The sequence below is a fragment of the Alicyclobacillus macrosporangiidus CPP55 genome, from assembly GCF_000702485.1.
GTDB classification, from domain to species: Bacteria; Bacillota; Bacilli; order Alicyclobacillales; family Alicyclobacillaceae; genus Alicyclobacillus_H; species Alicyclobacillus_H macrosporangiidus_B.
On sequence record NZ_JNIL01000001.1, the window covers coordinates 243841 to 258157 of the forward strand.

A 14317-nucleotide genomic window follows, 5' to 3' on the forward strand; every position below is an offset into this window, starting at 1 on the left:
CGGCGATGGGAGAGTGGCTCAAGCAGATCATCCTGTTGGTGATCCTCGCCGCCTTGGCGGACCTGCTGTTGCCGACCAAGGCGATGCAACGGTACGTGCGGGCCGTCATGGGGGTGGCCATCCTGGCCGCGATGCTGCAGCCGTTTTTACCCTTTATGCGCGCTGATTGGGCGGACCGCGCCGCCGCAGCCATCGATGCCGAACTGGCGCAACCGCCGGCCGCTGCGCAGGCCTCCGCGGCCGCGGGGATAGAAAACGTCCTCGAGGCACAGCAGGCGCAGACCGCCGACGATCTGCTCGGGCGGCGGCTGGCGGACGGCATCGCCGAGGCGTTCGGCGGACCCGAGCCCACTGTCCGGGTGACGGGGGCCGCACAAGGTGCGGCCGTCTCGGTGGACATCCAAGTCGATCCCAGTCTGGCCGGCCAGGCCGACGCCATCGCCGCATGGACCGCCAGCCAATTGCAGATCCCGCGCGACCGCGTCACGGTGCACGCGGGGTGAAAGGAGAGGTTCGGTGGATCTCAAACCATTGCACCAGAACAAATGGCTGATCTTCCTCGGCCTCATCGGGATCGCGTGCCTCTTGCTCGGCACTTTCGCGGGCCGGGGCGGGGGCGGGGCGCGGCCGCCGTCACCGGCCAGGCGCCGGCGCAACCGACCGCTGCCGCGGGCACTCCGGCTGCGTCGGACGACAGCCAACTGGGCTCGGTGCACGACCTGGAGCAGCGCTACGCCCAGCAGTTGGCCGGGATGCTCAAGCAGATGCAGGGCATTGAGGACGTGTCGGTGATGGTGACGGTCGATTCGACCGAAAGTCTGCAGTTGGCGCAGAACACCCAGCAGACGACGCAGACACAGACGAGCGGGCAGCAGACGACTTCCCAGAGCACGACGACCCGCAGCGACGTGTTTACGGAGCGCACGGGTGACGGCGACAGCGTCCCCTTTGTCACGCAGCGCGTCACTCCGAAGGTCCGCGGGGTGTTGGTGTTGGTGAAAGCGGACGACTTTTACGTCGCCAAGGCACAAATCATCGATGCGATCCGGCATGTCTTGGACGTGCCCGCATATAAAATTAGCGTGGAGCCGGAAAGGTGAAAACGTAGAGTGGGAGGAATGTACAAGTGGTCAAACGGCAAACGGTGTGGCTGTCCACGATGATGGTGTTGTCGCTGATGCTCATCGGCTACTACACCATGAACAACGACGGAGGACTCACCGCAACGAAAAACCCGGACGGGTCGTCCGTGGCCACGAGTGCCACGCCGCCCGACAGCGGCCAGACGAGCCAAACGGGCGGGGCATCGGCGACCAGCCAGAGCGGCACCAGCCAGACGGGGGCGACGAGCCAGACAGGGACGTCTAGCCAGACGAGCACAACGGGCACGGGGGCCAGCCAAGCGGGCACCACGGCCTCATCGTCCGACTGGTACGTCAACATGGAGACGAAGTTGGAACAGCAGTACGCGCAGCAGATGGACACGTACAACCAGGTGATCAGCAACAGCAGCGCCAGCGCGGACCAGATCGGGCAGGCGAAACAGAAGCTGGAGCAACTGCAGACGCTGGTGGGGAATCTCGACACGGCCCGCGACCGGGTACTTGGGCAGGGCTACAAGGACTGTGTGATCATCCCCGACGCCAGCGGGCAGAAGGCGGTGGTGTACGTGAAGACCGACAAACTGACGGCGCAGCAAGCGGTATCCATTATGAATGTGGTCAGCCAACAGCTGAACCTGCCGGTGGTGAATGTGACGGTGCAGGCAAAGGCCTGAGTGCAGGCCAGGGCCTGAGGATCCCGCTCAAAGCGCCCCGCGGCGAGCGCCGGGGCGCTTTTTCGATGCCCCGTCGGGAAGGGGGTCCCTGTCAAGCGATGGTGTGCGCCGCCAGTTTCTCGTGTGCTATACTAGGGCGAGTGGTGGACACGTCTATCGTCGAGGGGTGACCTTGGGTGTTGAAGATCGGGGAGATTCGCGAACTGATCCGACTCCTGGATGACACGAGTCTCGCGGAGATCCGCATTGAGACTGAGGATATGAAACTCCTTCTGAAAAAGCCGGACGCCCCGGCTGTCGTGCCGCAGGCAGCTGCGCCGGTGATGCCGGTGGCGTCTCCCCCGGCCTCCGCGCTGGCACCCGCCGAGCCCGCCGCTGCACCGGCCGCGGCCCCATCCGCCCCGGCGGCCGTCCCTGCGCCGGAGCCCGCGGAGGACGAGGCGAACATACATATTGTCAAATCGCCAATGGTCGGTACGTTCTACCGCGCGCCCGCCCCAGATGCACCGCCGTACGTCGAGGTGGGTACCAAGGTGACGGAGAAGACGGTGGTGTGCATCGTCGAGGCGATGAAGCTGATGAACGAGATCGAAGCCGAGGTGTCGGGCGAAGTGGTGGAGGTCTTAGCGGAGAACGGCCAATTGGTAGAGTACGGCCAACCGCTGTTCAAGATCAAACGAGCGTGAGGAGATCCGCGATGTTCAAACGCGTTCTGATAGCCAACCGCGGGGAGATCGCCGTACGCGTCATCCGCGCGTGCCGCGAGCTCGGCATCGAGACGGTCGCGGTGTACTCGGAGGCGGATCGCGACGCGCTGCATGTGCAGATGGCGGATGAGGCGTACTGCATCGGACCGGCGCCGAGCAGGCAGAGCTACCTGCACATTCCGAGCATCATGTCGGTCGCGACCCTGACCGGTGTCGATGCCATCCATCCCGGATACGGGTTTCTTTCGGAGAACCCGGATTTCGCTGAGGTTTGCGAGGCCTGCGGGATCACGTTCATCGGCCCGAGCGCGCGCGCCATCGAAGCCATGGGAGACAAGTCGATGGCGAAGGAGACGATGAGGCGGGCGGGCGTGCCGACCGTTCCCGGCAGCGACGGGCTCTTGGCCGACGCGGACGAGGCGGTCGCTCTGGCCGAACAGGTGGGCTACCCGGTGGTCATCAAGGCGACGGCCGGCGGCGGGGGTAAGGGGATCCGCATCGTGCGCGATCCGGACGCGCTGCGCCAGGCGGTGACGACGGCCCAGCGGGAGGCGGAGACCGCCTTCGGCAACGCCGGCGTCTACCTGGAGAAGTACATCGAGCGGATGCGCCACGTGGAGATCCAGGTGTTGGCCGACCGTCACGGAAACGTCATCCACCTGGGGGAGCGGGACTGCTCCGTCCAGCGTCGCCTGCAGAAATTGGTGGAAGAGTCGCCTTGTCCCGTCCTGTCGCCGGAGACGCGGGCCGCGATGGGGGCGGCCGCCGTGGCCGCCGCGCGGGCGGTCGACTACGTCGGGGCAGGGACGGTGGAGTTCATCTACACGCCGGAGGGCGACTTTTACTTCATGGAGATGAACACGCGCATTCAGGTCGAACATCCGGTGACCGAGTGGGTCACGGGGATCGACCTCGTGCGTGAACAGATTCTGGCGGCGGCCGGTGAGCCGTTGTCCATCCGCCAGGAGGACGTGGTGCTCTCCGGACACGCCATCGAGTGCCGCATCAACGCCGAAGATCCGGAGCGCAATTTCATGCCGAGCCCCGGTAAAATCGAGGCGTACCTTCCGCCCGGAGGCATCGGGGTGCGTGTGGACAGCGCCGCCTATCCCGGGTACGTGGTGCCCCCGACCTACGATTCGATGATCGCCAAGTTGATTGTCTGGGCACCGACGCGCGACCAGGCCATCGACCGCATGCTGAGGGCGTTGGGCGAGTTTCGCATCGAGGGTGTTCGCACGACCATCCCGTTCCATCAAAGGCTGCTCCGGCACGAGAAATTCCGCTCGGGAGACGTGACGACCCGGTTCCTGGAAGAGTATCCGATCCTGTAGGTCTTGGTCCCGTCGGAGCGGAATGGTATACTTCAGCCAACGTGGGCGGAAAGGATGTCTGCCATGCAGGATATGGAGTTCGAGGCCACCGACCTCGGGAAGATTCAAATTGCGGACGAGGTGATTCAGATCATCGCCGGCATCGCCGCGAGCGAGGTGGTCGGCGTGGTCGAATTGAGTGGGGGCTTCGCCGGAGGCATCACCGAATCGCTCCTCGGACGCAAGAACTTCACAAGAGGGGTTCGCGTCCAATTTGGAGAGGCGGATCGTACGTGCACCATCGAATTGGCGGTGGTGCTTCAGTTCGGCGTGAACATCCCGTCCGTCTCGTTGGCGGTACAGGAGCACGTCAAGCGCACGGTCGAGAGCATGACCGGATTGGACGTGACGGCGGTGCACGTCCACGTCGCCGGCATCAGCCTGTACACCGACAAGGACAAGGGCAAGGAGACGCAGGAGTTGACGGCAGACAAACGGGCGCGCTGACCGTCCTCCCGGGGAGGGGTTCTGTGAGCGCTTTGGATCGCGTGTTGTTGATCATCTTCTGCCTGGCGGGCTTGGCGGCCGGCGCCTGTGCGTTCCTCATCGGCGCCGGGGCGCTGGCCCCGGTCGGTGGGGCGGGAGAATGGGCGGCATATCCGGACAATGCCTATCTGATGGTGGGCGGCGTGGTGTTCGCGCTCCTGGCGGTGCGCTTCCTGTTTTATAAGGTGCGCAGGCGGGAGCCGGATTTCGTATTGCTCCCGGGTGACTTCGGGCACATTCGCATCTCTTTCGACACCATCCGAGAATTGGCCAATCGGACCGGCCGTTCGGTGCGCGGCGTGCACGAACTGGATACCCGCGTGCGCCATGGCCAATCGGGGATTGTGTTGGCGGTGCGCGTCCGGGCTCTGCCGGATCTGGATCTGGCCCAGATGGGCCGCGAGATCCAGGACGCGGTCAAGACGTACGTGGAACGGACCACGGCGGTCGTCGTGGAACAGGTCCTCGTCAGCGTCACCGAGATCGCCGGGGGCGCGGCTGCGCGTGGTTCACGAGGGTGGAGTCAGGCATGAACGGGGTGCGCGAGGCCTGGACCTGGTTCCGTTCGCTGAAGCGGCGGTGGCACGGGCTCTTGGCCGGGTGCATCCTGTGGGCGGTGTGGATGGCCTTCGGTTTTTGGGCCACAGTATTACTGTTGATCCTGGGCGGCGGCGGTTTTGCGGCAGGACGCGTGTTGGAGCAGCACGAGTCGTGGCGCGACGTCGTCGAGAAGTTGTTGAGCGAGCGGTTCGGAGATTCGTGAACGGGTGGAGCGGAGCGCCCGCCCAACGGATGGACAAGGAGGTGGTGGGATGCGGCGCCATGACCTGCGCGCCAAGGCGGTGCAAGCCATCTATCAGGTCGAGGTCGGAAAGTCCAGTGCGCAGGAGGCTATCGGTCACGTCTTCGAGGACGAGGGGTCGGCGACGGACGCGGATCGAACGTATGTGGCACGTTTGGTGGAAGGCACGGTGGCGGCGCTGCCGGAGATCGACGACATCCTCAAGGAGCGCGTGCAGGGATGGCGGCTCGACCGGATCGCACGGGTCGATCTCGCCATCTTGCGGCTCGCTGTGTTCGAGCTGTTGTACGAGTGGGATGTGGATGTGGCGACCATCGCGGACGAGGCGGTTGAGTTGGCCAAGCAGTACAGCACGGAGGAGTCGGGGCGGTTCGTCAACGGCGTGCTCTCGCGCGTAATCCCACTGGCTCACGAACGCCGGGCGGCGGCGAGATCGTAGGCGGCAAGCAGGGAGACAGGACATGCTGGTACTTGGGATCGATACAAGCAACTATACCACCTCCCTGTCCGCCGTACGGGCGGACACTGGGGAACTGGTGGCGGACGCACGGCGCGTGCTGCCTGTTCGCGAAGGAGAGAGAGGGCTTCGGCAAGCCGATGCGCTCTTTTTTCATGTACAGCATCTGCCCGGGGTGATGGACGACCTGATGGCGCAGCTCGCCGCCGCGGGCATCTCCCCCGCCTGGGCGGGGATCGGGGTGTCGGTGCGGCCCCGGCCCTTTGCCCGCTCCTACATGCCGGTGTTCCGCGCCGGAGCGAGTTTTGCCTACGCATTCGCCCGTGCCCTCGGCCTTCCCGTGGTACCCTGTTCGCACCAGGAGGGTCACCTGGCGGCCGCATGCCATTTTCTCGCACCCTGGGACGGGCCCTTTCTCGCCCTGCACCTCTCCGGGGGCACCTCCGACCTGGTGTGGGCGGAGCGCACCCGTTTCGGTTATCGGGTCACCACCCTCGAGGAGGGGGCCGACCTGCACGCGGGCCAGTTCGTCGATCGCGTCGGCGTCGCCTTGGGCCTGCCGTTTCCGGCAGGCCCGTCGCTGGAGCGGCTGGCGCAGCAGGCACCTCCGGACAGCGGTTTTCGCGTCCCCTCCAGCCGTCCGTCGGCCGGCCTCAGCTTCTCGGGCCCATGCGCCGCCGCCCTGCGGGCGGTGGAGGCCGGTGTGCCGGGTCCCGAGGTGGCGTTGGCGGTCCAGATCTGCATCGCCCGCACGGTCGTGAAGGCCGTCCTCCGCTGGCGAGATCGGCTCGGTGCCAGGAGGTTGGTGGTCGCAGGCGGCGTCGCCGCCAACGCGGACATCCAGGCGAGGGTCAGGCGTCAGCTGGCTTCGGATGCCCCCGATCTTGAGGTCCACTTCGCCCCGGCGCGGTACGCCTCGGACAACGCCTTGGGCCCGGCCCGCATTGCCCGCGACTACCTGTTTGTGGCGCACTAGTTACGGTATAATGGGCCCGGTTGGTTTTTTATGCTACGGAGGAGGGGCTTTCAGTGACCGAGACGGGATCGCTCAGCCAGGCCACACAAGTATTCGACATCACCATCATCGGGGGCGGCCCCACGGGATTGTTCGCCGCGTTCTACTGCGGTATGCGCGACGCCTCGTGCAAGATCATCGACAGTTTGCCCGAGTTGGGCGGGCAATTGGCCACCTTGTATCCGGAGAAGTACATCTACGATGTGCCCGGATTTCCCAAGATCCGCGCGAAGCAATTGGTCGAACAGCTGAAGGAGCAGGCCTTCCAGTACAATCCGGCCGTGCACCTGAACGAGACGGTGGAGGGGTTGACGCGGCGCGAGGACGGCGTCTTCGAACTGCGAACGGACAAGCAGGCGCACTACACGAAGGCCGTCATCATCTGTGCCGGAATCGGCGCCTTTTCCCCGCGTCCGCTGCCCGCACAGAACGCCGAGGCGTTCGTCGGTCGGGGCGTCTACTATTACATCGACGATCTCGAAAAGTTCCGCGGAAAACGCACCCTCGTCATCGGCGGAGGGGACTCCGCGGTCGATTTCGCGTTGATGCTGGAGGGCGTCGCGTCCTCGGTCACGTTGATCCACCGGCGCGACCAGTTCCGCGCCCACGAGGAGAGCGTGAAACGCTTGCTGTCGTCGACGGTGGACGTGCGCACGTTTGTCGAATTGGATTCGGTGAGCGGCGGGGACTGGTTGGAAAAGGCGGTGCTGATCCACAACAAGACGAAGGAACGTACGGAGCTCGCCGTGGACGCCATCGTCAGCGGCCTGGGCTTCACCGCTTCTCTCGGGCCGATCGCGGACTGGGGCCTGGAGATTGAGGGCAACGAGATCGTCGTCAATACGCGCATGGAGACCAACATCCCGGGGATTTACGCGGCGGGCGACATCGTCACCTATCCCGGCAAGGTCAAGCTGATTGCCACCGGTTTTGGAGAAGCCCCTACGGCGGTGAACAACGCGAAGACGTTCATCGATCCGAAGGCAAAGCTGAGCCCTGGACACAGCAGCAATCGCAAGGAGTGACCAAAGTCGGCCCTGTCCGAATGCGGCGGACGGCGGCGCGGGTTGGAGGGGATGACGATGGCGGTGATCCTGGACGGAAAGCAGGTGGCGGCCGATCTGCAGGAAGAGGTTCGACGCCAGCTGGAACGGGTCGCGCCGAAGGGGCGGTTGAAGCTGGTGGTGGTGCTCGTCGGCGACCATCCGGCGTCGGCCAGCTACGTGCGCGGCAAGCAGCGGACGGCCGAGAAGATCGGGCTGGCCGGGGAAGTCAGGCATCTGCCGGAGTCGGTGACGGCCGAGGAGCTGTTGAACCTGATCGACGCGCTGAACGCCGACCCGGAAGTCGACGGAATCCTCGTCCAACTGCCGCTGCCGGAGCATCTCGACGAGCGGACGGTCATCGAACGGATCGCACCGGAAAAGGACGTCGACGGGTTCCATCCTCTGAATGTGGGGCGCAACTTCGCCGGTGTCCCCGCCGTCTGGCCGTGCACGCCCGCCGGAATCATGGCGCTGCTTGAGCACTACAGCATCCCGGTCGCGGGGCGGCACGCGGTGGTCGTCGGGCGCAGCAACATCGTCGGGAAACCGATGGCGCAGATGCTCCTGCAGGCGGATGCCACCGTCACGGTGTGCCACTCCAAGACCCCGGATCTGGCGGCGCACACGCGGCAGGCGGACATTTTGGTGGTCGCCGCGGGCGTGCCCGGGCTCGTCGGCGCCGGACACGTGAAGCCGGGGGCGGTCGTGGTGGACGTCGGCATCCACCGGATCGACGGACGGCTCGTGGGTGATGTGGATTTTGAGGCCGTGGCGCCCATCGCCCAGGCCATCACCCCTGTCCCAGGCGGCGTCGGGCCTTTGACGGTGGCCATGCTGATGGTCAACACGCTGCGCCTCGGCCTCCGCCGGCGCGGGTGGGGAGGAGACGAGGCGTGGCGGTGACGACAGCGGCTCAGGTGTTCAGCGTCAGTGAGTTAAACCGGCTGATCGGCCAGCTGCTGCAGGCGGACGAGCGGCTGGCGCGGTGTTACGTGGCGGGGGAGATCTCCAACTTCAAATACCACTCCAGCGGCCACATGTATTTCACGTTGAAGGACGAATCGAGCCGCTTGCGTGCCGTCATGTTCGCGAACCGAAACCGGCGCCTGAGCTTTCGCCCCGAGGACGGGATGCGGGTGATTGCCCTCGGCTCGGTGCAGGTGTTCGATCGCGACGGACAGTACCAACTTTACGTAGAGGACATGCAGCCGGACGGCGTCGGGGCGCTGTACGTGGCATTCACGCAGCTGCGGGAGCGTCTTCAGGCGGAAGGCTTGTTTGCACCGGAGCGCAAACGTCCCATTCCGCCGTATCCGCGGCGCATTGGCGTGGTGACGTCGCCTACCGGCGCAGTCATCCGCGACATCTGCAGTACGCTGGGGCGCCGATATCCTCTGGCGAAGGTGGTGCTCTCGCCCGCGCTCGTGCAAGGACCGACCGCCGCGCCGACCATCGTGGAGGCCATCGCGCGGCTGGTCCGTTACCACGCGGAGCGGGAGTCCATTGACGTGATCATCGTCGCTCGCGGCGGGGGTTCCTTAGAGGAGCTGTGGCCTTTCAATGAGGAGCTGGTGGCGCGTGCGGTCGCGGCGTGTCCCATCCCGGTGGTCTCAGCGGTCGGCCATGAGACGGATTACACGATCTGTGATTTCGTGGCGGACGTGCGGGCCGCTACTCCGACGGCAGCCGCTGAACTGGTCGCCCCGGCGGTCTCGGACCTGCGCGTGCATCTGCAACAGTTCGCGAACCGGGCGCAGAGTGCCGTGGTCTGGCGGATCGGGAGCGCTCGCGACCGGCTCCGGACGTTGCAACAGGCGCACGCGTTGCGGCAGCCGTTGCACATGGTGCACCTGCGGCGGCAGGCGGTGGACGCCGTCGAGCATCAGCTGCAGCAACAGGTGCGCCGGTCGATCACGGTCGCCGAACGGCGCTTGAACCAGAACCGGGAGCGGCTGTACCGGCTCGACCTGAGGCAGCGCGTGGCGCGCGCGGCGGGACGGGTGAACGGGCTGGCGCAGGAGGCGGGTCAAGCGGTTCGGCGCCGGTGGACCGCGGCAGATGTCCGGGTGCAGCGGATCACCGCATCGCTGGTGGCACTCAATCCGCTGGCGGTGCTGCAGCGGGGGTACAGCGTCGTATACCGGGCGGACACCGAACAGGTGGTGACGTCCGCGCGCGCCCTGCATCCGGGAGACGCGGTCCGCGTCCAGTTTTCCGATGGCCGGGTGAAGGCGAAGATTGTGGAAGAGGAAGGAGAGACGGGCCGTGTCCCAAGACACCGAGCCGCAGGGCGTGACGCCCAAGGAGGCGGACAACTCCGGCTTGACCTTTGAACTCGCCATGCGCCGCCTGGAGGAAACGGTGCGCCTGTTGGAGACGGGAGAGCTGACGTTGTCCGACTCCATCGAGCGGTACAAAGAGGCCATGCAGTTGGTTCAGTTCTGCCGCACCCAGCTGGATCGGGCGGAGTTGGAGATCGAACGGTTGCTTGCGGAGGACGGGGCGGCGGAGAAGGAGGAGAACGGCGCATGACGGGCACTCGCCCGCCAGTGGACATCGAGCGATACATCGCGGAGACCGGGGCCGCGGTGTCTTCCTATCTGGCGCGCGTGTTTCCGGGTGACTCCCAACCCGCCCGCCTGTTCGAGGCCATGAATTACAGCCTGCTCGGGGGCGGCAAGCGCATCCGGCCCATCCTGTGCCTGGCCGCCGCGCGCACCTTCGGGGTTCGCGAGGAGGACGCGATGCCCGCGGCGGCGGCCCTGGAACTGGTGCACACGTACTCGCTGATTCACGACGATCTCCCGGCGATGGACGACGACGACCTGCGCCGGGGCCGCCCGACCAATCACCGGGTGTTTGGTGAGGCGACCGCCCTGTTGGCAGGGGACGGCCTGCTGACGGAGGCGTTTGCGCTGCTTGCTCAGCCGTTGAATGTGCCGCCTGAACGCCAACTGCAGATGATTCAGACGCTCGCGCGTGCTGCGGGTCCCTACGGCATGGTCGGCGGCCAACAAGCCGATATGGAGGCGAACCGGACGACAGGGTCGTTAGAGCAATTGGCGTTCATCCACCGGCGCAAGACTGGGATGCTGATTCAGGCATCCGTCGTCATCGGCGGCTTGTTCGCGGCGCTGGATCAGGCAAAGCGGGACGCCCTGGCGGCCTTCGGGATCGAAATTGGGCACGCGTTTCAGATCGTGGACGATTGGCTGGACGTTTCCGGGGACGCCGAGGCCTTGGGGAAACAGACGGGTGCGGATGAACGCATGCAGAAGTTGACCTATCCGAGCCTCATCGGGCTGGAGCAGACACGGCGTCTGGCGGAAGAGCGGTATCAAGCCGCGTTGGCAGCGCTCGACGCCGCCGGCATCCATGCGCCGCTGTTGACCGGTTTGGCGTCGTACGTCGTACAGCGTGACCGCTAATGCGAGGACGAGCGGATTCGTACCGGCCTCAGTCCGTGTCGGTGATGGCCGTTTTTGACCGAATCCGGCGGTTGGCGTACGTCCGGAGCATTATGTCGACCCCTGGGCGTATGTTATAATAGGTCCCGTCAGCCGGGTGGCGCAGTATTCTAGTCGACCGTCCGTTCCTGAAGGCGGGGCTAAAAATCCGCCAAAGGGCACATCGATGAAGTTCCTGGTGTTGGCTTGGGGCGCCCAGCCCTGGGCTGGTACTGGGAGTTAAGAAAGTTGGGCAACCCGCAATGGCATGCGGGACCTGACCCAGCTTTCGCGGAGGCCCAAGTTCGTGGTCCGCATCGAAGGGGACTATGGCTTGGGGGATGAACCTGCATGCGGAGGCCATCTGTGTGCAGCGTAGCCTGCCTTGAGTGGTACCGAAGGATCGCGGGTAGCAGGTGCCAGGCTCCCCGGCCAGGGAGCCACACCGGTGCCGCGTGAAATCTGTACTGCAAAAGAGGCTAGGGAACGGTCGCGGTTGTCGCGGAAAACGCCTAGACTGTCTGCGACGGCAGGGCTCTTTGAGGATTATAGTGTGGACTGAGTGGTAATCTAGTCTGACAGATGGCGACACTGTCAAGGGTCGCATAAAGGGAAACCGCCCGCTTGGCGACGAGCGGGTGCGACCTTGGGAAAACCTACTGGACCTAAGCCACAGCGTTTACTCAAAGAGCTGCCACCCCCCATTGCTTTTATTCCGCGGGGGTACATAATGAAAAAGACGACGCTACGCGGTTCTCTGCCTTTCATTCTGTCCGTGGCGGCGCTATCGTTTCCGCTTGGTGGTGTGTTTGACACAGCCACCATTTTTTTAGATTCGGTGGCATGGTACATTGGAGCCATGGTGGTCGTCTTCATCGTCTGCGTGGGCGCGATGTTCGACATGCTCGGCGTGGCGGCTGCGGCCGCACGGGAGACGCCGTTTCATGCGATGGCTGCCAAACGCGTGTACGGCGCCAAACGGGCCATCACCATCGTCCGGAACGCCGAAAAGGTGTCGAGTATCTGCAGCGACGTGGTCGGGGATATCGCGGGCGTCTTGAGCGGCGCCGGCGCACTGGCCGTCGCGGTACAGTTGAACCGGACGCTCGAGGTCACAGGATGGATGGAAGAGTTGACCATCATCGCGATCACGGCGCTCGTCACGTCGTTGACCGTCGGCGCCAAGGCGATCGGCAAGACCCTGGCGATCCAGTCGCCGACACCGATTGTGTTGTATGCATCGAAGGTCTTGGAATCGATCCTTGGCATTTGGAGACGCTCTCCCCGTAGAGGCGACAAGCGGGCTCGGGCGTAACCCGTGTGAGGTGTTGTATCACGCTGCTGGAAAAAGTGAACGAACCATCGGACGTCAAACGGCTGACCGAGGCGCAGCTGCTGCAGCTCGCATCGGAAATCCGCGCATTTTTAATCGAATCCATTTCCAAAACAGGCGGCCATTTTGGCGCCAATTTGGGCGTGGTCGAACTGACCCTGGCGCTGCACCGCGTGTTTGACAGCCCGCGGGACAAGATCGTCTGGGACGTAGGTCATCAGGCGTACGTCCACAAGATGCTGACCGGCCGACGCGAGCAGTTTGCCACGCTGAGGCAGTACAAGGGGTTGTCCGGTTTTCCGAAACGGTCCGAGAGCCCGCACGACGCGTTCGGCGCTGGCCATGCCAGCACGTCCATCTCCGCGGCGCTCGGCATGGCGGTCGCTCGTGACCTGTCCGGGGAACGCCATCACGTGGTGGCGGTCATCGGGGATGGAGCGTTGACGGGCGGCATGGCGATGGAAGCGCTCAACCATGCCGGACACGTGGGAACGAACCTGTTGGTCATCCTGAACGACAACGAGATGTCCATCTCGGAAAACGTGGGCGCTGTGTCCAAGTACCTGACTCGCCTGCGCACGGATCCGACCTACTCCCGGGCGAAGGCCGAGTTGGAGGCCGCCCTGCGCAAGGTACCGGCCATTGGGGAGAGGCTGACGAAGACGCTGGAAAAGCTGAAGGACTCCATGCGCCATCTGTTTGTCCCGGGCATGTTGTTCGAAGGGTTTGGCTTCAAGTACTTGGGCCCTGTCGACGGCCACGACCTGCCCTGCCTCATCCGGGTGCTGGAGGACGCCAAGCACCTACGCGGGCCAGTGCTCATCCATCTGGTGACGAGGAAGGGAAAGGGGTATCCCTCGGCAGAGGACGCGCCCGACAAGTTCCACGCCTGGCCGAGCGGCTCGGGCGGTAAGTCGGCACCTTCGTATTCCAGCGTGTTCGCCGAGACGCTGACGTGGCTGGCGGAGGCGGATGACCGGGTGGTCGCGGTCACCCCGGCGATGATCCAGGGTTCGGGACTCGGGAAATTTCAGCAGAGATTTCCGCGCCGCCTGTATGACGTGGGCATCGCGGAGCAGCACGCCGCGACCTTCTGCGCCGGTTTGGCGGCGGCGGGGAAGCGGCCTGTGCTCGCCATCTATTCGACGTTTTTGCAACGCGCGTACGACCAGGTGATTCACGACATCTGCATTCAGAAACTCCCGGTTCTCATCGCCATCGATCGCGCCGGCCTCGTGGGCGCAGATGGCGAGACGCACCAGGGGGCCTTCGACATCGCGTATCTGCGCACGGTGCCGAACCTCACCCTGATGATGCCGAAGGATGAAAATGAGCTGCGCCACATGCTGTACACCGGTCTGCACCTGGAAGGGCCGGTGGCCGTGCGGTATCCGCGGGCCGACGGCGAAGGTGTCCCGTTGGATGAGTCGCTGCGGATGCTCCCGGTCGGCCGCGCGGAGGTGGTCCGGGAAGGAACGGATGTCGCGCTGTTGGCCCTGGGGCCCATGGTCCGAGTGGCCGAAGCGGCCGCCGAGCGGTTGGCGGATCAACACGGCATCCAGGCCACGGTGGTCAATATGCGGTTCGTCAAACCATTGGACACGTCCCTCGTCGTGCGGCTCGCGGAACGCATGCCGCTGGTGACCGTGGAGGAGGCGGCGTTGGCCGGCGGCATGGGCTCCGCCGTCACGGAGGCTCTGGCGGACGCAGGGGTTCTCGCCCGCGTGACCCGCATGGGTCTACCCGACGTCTTTGTGGAGCACGGGTCCCGGGAGGAGCTGCTGAAGGTCTTCCAACTCTCTCCCGAGGGCGTGGCGGATGCAGCCTTGCGAGCGGTTCGCGCGGCGCAACGCGGGCGCCGGGTCGAAGTGTGAC

At 65.0% G+C, this 14317-nt stretch carries 17 protein-coding genes; all 17 read left to right on the forward strand.

Going from position 1 to position 14317, the window contains the following annotated elements; translation table 11 throughout:
* Positions 1 to 5 precede the first annotated feature (5 nt).
* The 17 genes from N687_RS21845 (at position 6) to dxs (ending at position 14316) form a co-directional block, all read left to right on the forward strand.
* Positions 6 to 503 (forward strand): stage III sporulation protein AF, encoded by a 498-nt coding sequence (locus N687_RS21845; protein ID WP_231493562.1) that lies wholly within the window; start codon positions 6 to 8, stop codon positions 501 to 503.
* Between the two features lie 75 nt (positions 504 to 578).
* Entirely contained in the window at positions 579 to 1100 is a 522-nt protein-coding gene (locus N687_RS0101315) for a hypothetical protein (protein ID WP_029420148.1), read from the forward strand.
* A gap of 26 nt (positions 1101 to 1126) precedes the next feature.
* Positions 1127 to 1777, forward strand: a complete 651-nt coding sequence (locus tag N687_RS21850; RefSeq protein WP_051662850.1) for a SpoIIIAH-like family protein — start codon at positions 1127 to 1129, stop codon at positions 1775 to 1777.
* A 176-nt stretch (positions 1778 to 1953) separates the two neighbouring features.
* A complete protein-coding gene (gene accB / locus N687_RS0101330; protein WP_029420150.1) occupies positions 1954 to 2463 on the forward strand; it encodes an acetyl-CoA carboxylase biotin carboxyl carrier protein in 510 nt (169 codons plus the stop codon).
* Positions 2464 to 2474: 11 nt separating this feature from the next.
* A complete protein-coding gene (gene accC, locus N687_RS0101335; protein ID WP_029420151.1) occupies positions 2475 to 3818 on the forward strand; it encodes an acetyl-CoA carboxylase biotin carboxylase subunit in 1344 nt (447 codons plus the stop codon).
* A 63-nt stretch (positions 3819 to 3881) separates the two neighbouring features.
* Complete coding sequence (locus N687_RS0101340; protein WP_035461991.1) at positions 3882 to 4304, forward strand: Asp23/Gls24 family envelope stress response protein; 423 nt, start codon at positions 3882 to 3884, stop codon at positions 4302 to 4304.
* Between the two features lie 23 nt (positions 4305 to 4327).
* Positions 4328 to 4876: an alkaline shock response membrane anchor protein AmaP gene (amaP, locus tag N687_RS0101345; RefSeq protein ID WP_029420153.1), complete on the forward strand. Its 549-nt coding sequence runs from the start codon at positions 4328 to 4330 to the stop codon at positions 4874 to 4876.
* The gene (locus N687_RS0101350; RefSeq protein ID WP_029420154.1) at positions 4873 to 5106 is read left to right on the forward strand and encodes a hypothetical protein; all 234 of its coding nucleotides are present in this window, start codon (positions 4873 to 4875) and stop codon (positions 5104 to 5106) included. The genes amaP and N687_RS0101350 overlap by 4 nt, the downstream gene beginning before the upstream one ends.
* Positions 5107 to 5155: 49 nt before the next feature.
* Entirely contained in the window at positions 5156 to 5584 is a 429-nt protein-coding gene (nusB, locus tag N687_RS0101355; RefSeq protein WP_035461993.1) for a transcription antitermination factor NusB, read from the forward strand.
* Positions 5585 to 5606: 22 nt separating this feature from the next.
* Positions 5607 to 6578 (forward strand): hypothetical protein, encoded by a 972-nt coding sequence (locus tag N687_RS0101360; RefSeq protein WP_029420156.1) that lies wholly within the window; start codon positions 5607 to 5609, stop codon positions 6576 to 6578.
* A gap of 53 nt (positions 6579 to 6631) precedes the next feature.
* Positions 6632 to 7642 carry an NAD(P)/FAD-dependent oxidoreductase gene (locus tag N687_RS0101365; RefSeq protein WP_029420157.1) on the forward strand — a complete coding sequence of 337 codons (1011 nt, stop codon included), beginning with the start codon at positions 6632 to 6634 and terminating at the stop codon, positions 7640 to 7642.
* A 57-nt stretch (positions 7643 to 7699) separates the two neighbouring features.
* Positions 7700 to 8566, forward strand: a complete 867-nt coding sequence (gene folD, locus N687_RS0101370; RefSeq protein WP_081841056.1) for a bifunctional methylenetetrahydrofolate dehydrogenase/methenyltetrahydrofolate cyclohydrolase FolD — start codon at positions 7700 to 7702, stop codon at positions 8564 to 8566.
* Positions 8557 to 9996: an exodeoxyribonuclease VII large subunit gene (xseA, locus tag N687_RS0101375; RefSeq protein WP_081841057.1), complete on the forward strand. Its 1440-nt coding sequence runs from the start codon at positions 8557 to 8559 to the stop codon at positions 9994 to 9996. The genes folD and xseA overlap by 10 nt, the downstream gene beginning before the upstream one ends.
* Positions 9929 to 10195 (forward strand): exodeoxyribonuclease VII small subunit, encoded by a 267-nt coding sequence (gene xseB / locus N687_RS20540; RefSeq protein WP_231493367.1) that lies wholly within the window; start codon positions 9929 to 9931, stop codon positions 10193 to 10195. Before xseA ends, xseB begins: the two co-directional genes overlap by 68 nt.
* Positions 10192 to 11091, forward strand: a complete 900-nt coding sequence (locus tag N687_RS0101385) for a polyprenyl synthetase family protein (protein ID WP_156039998.1) — start codon at positions 10192 to 10194, stop codon at positions 11089 to 11091. Before xseB ends, N687_RS0101385 begins: the two co-directional genes overlap by 4 nt.
* A gap of 748 nt (positions 11092 to 11839) precedes the next feature.
* Complete coding sequence (locus N687_RS0101390; RefSeq protein ID WP_035461999.1) at positions 11840 to 12424, forward strand: hypothetical protein; 585 nt, start codon at positions 11840 to 11842, stop codon at positions 12422 to 12424.
* A 5-nt stretch (positions 12425 to 12429) separates the two neighbouring features.
* Entirely contained in the window at positions 12430 to 14316 is a 1887-nt protein-coding gene (gene dxs / locus N687_RS0101395; protein WP_231493368.1) for a 1-deoxy-D-xylulose-5-phosphate synthase, read from the forward strand.
* The last annotated feature ends 1 nt before the right edge of the window (position 14317 follow it).

Excerpts from the sequence above, each read along its gene's own strand:
- N687_RS21845 (WP_231493562.1), top strand. The coding sequence starts at position 6 with ATGGGAGAGTGGCTCAAGCAGATCATCCTGTTGGTGATCCTCGCCGCC.
- accC (WP_029420151.1), top strand. The coding sequence starts at position 2,475 with ATGTTCAAACGCGTTCTGATAGCCAACCGCGGGGAGATCGCCGTACGC.
- N687_RS0101340 (WP_035461991.1), top strand. The coding sequence starts at position 3,882 with ATGCAGGATATGGAGTTCGAGGCCACCGACCTCGGGAAGATTCAAATT.
- N687_RS0101350 (WP_029420154.1), top strand. The coding sequence starts at position 4,873 with ATGAACGGGGTGCGCGAGGCCTGGACCTGGTTCCGTTCGCTGAAGCGG.
- nusB (WP_035461993.1), top strand. The coding sequence starts at position 5,156 with ATGCGGCGCCATGACCTGCGCGCCAAGGCGGTGCAAGCCATCTATCAG.
- N687_RS0101360 (WP_029420156.1), top strand. The coding sequence starts at position 5,607 with ATGCTGGTACTTGGGATCGATACAAGCAACTATACCACCTCCCTGTCC.
- folD (WP_081841056.1), top strand. The coding sequence starts at position 7,700 with ATGGCGGTGATCCTGGACGGAAAGCAGGTGGCGGCCGATCTGCAGGAA.
- N687_RS0101385 (WP_156039998.1), top strand. The coding sequence starts at position 10,192 with ATGACGGGCACTCGCCCGCCAGTGGACATCGAGCGATACATCGCGGAG.
- N687_RS0101390 (WP_035461999.1), top strand. The coding sequence starts at position 11,840 with ATGAAAAAGACGACGCTACGCGGTTCTCTGCCTTTCATTCTGTCCGTG.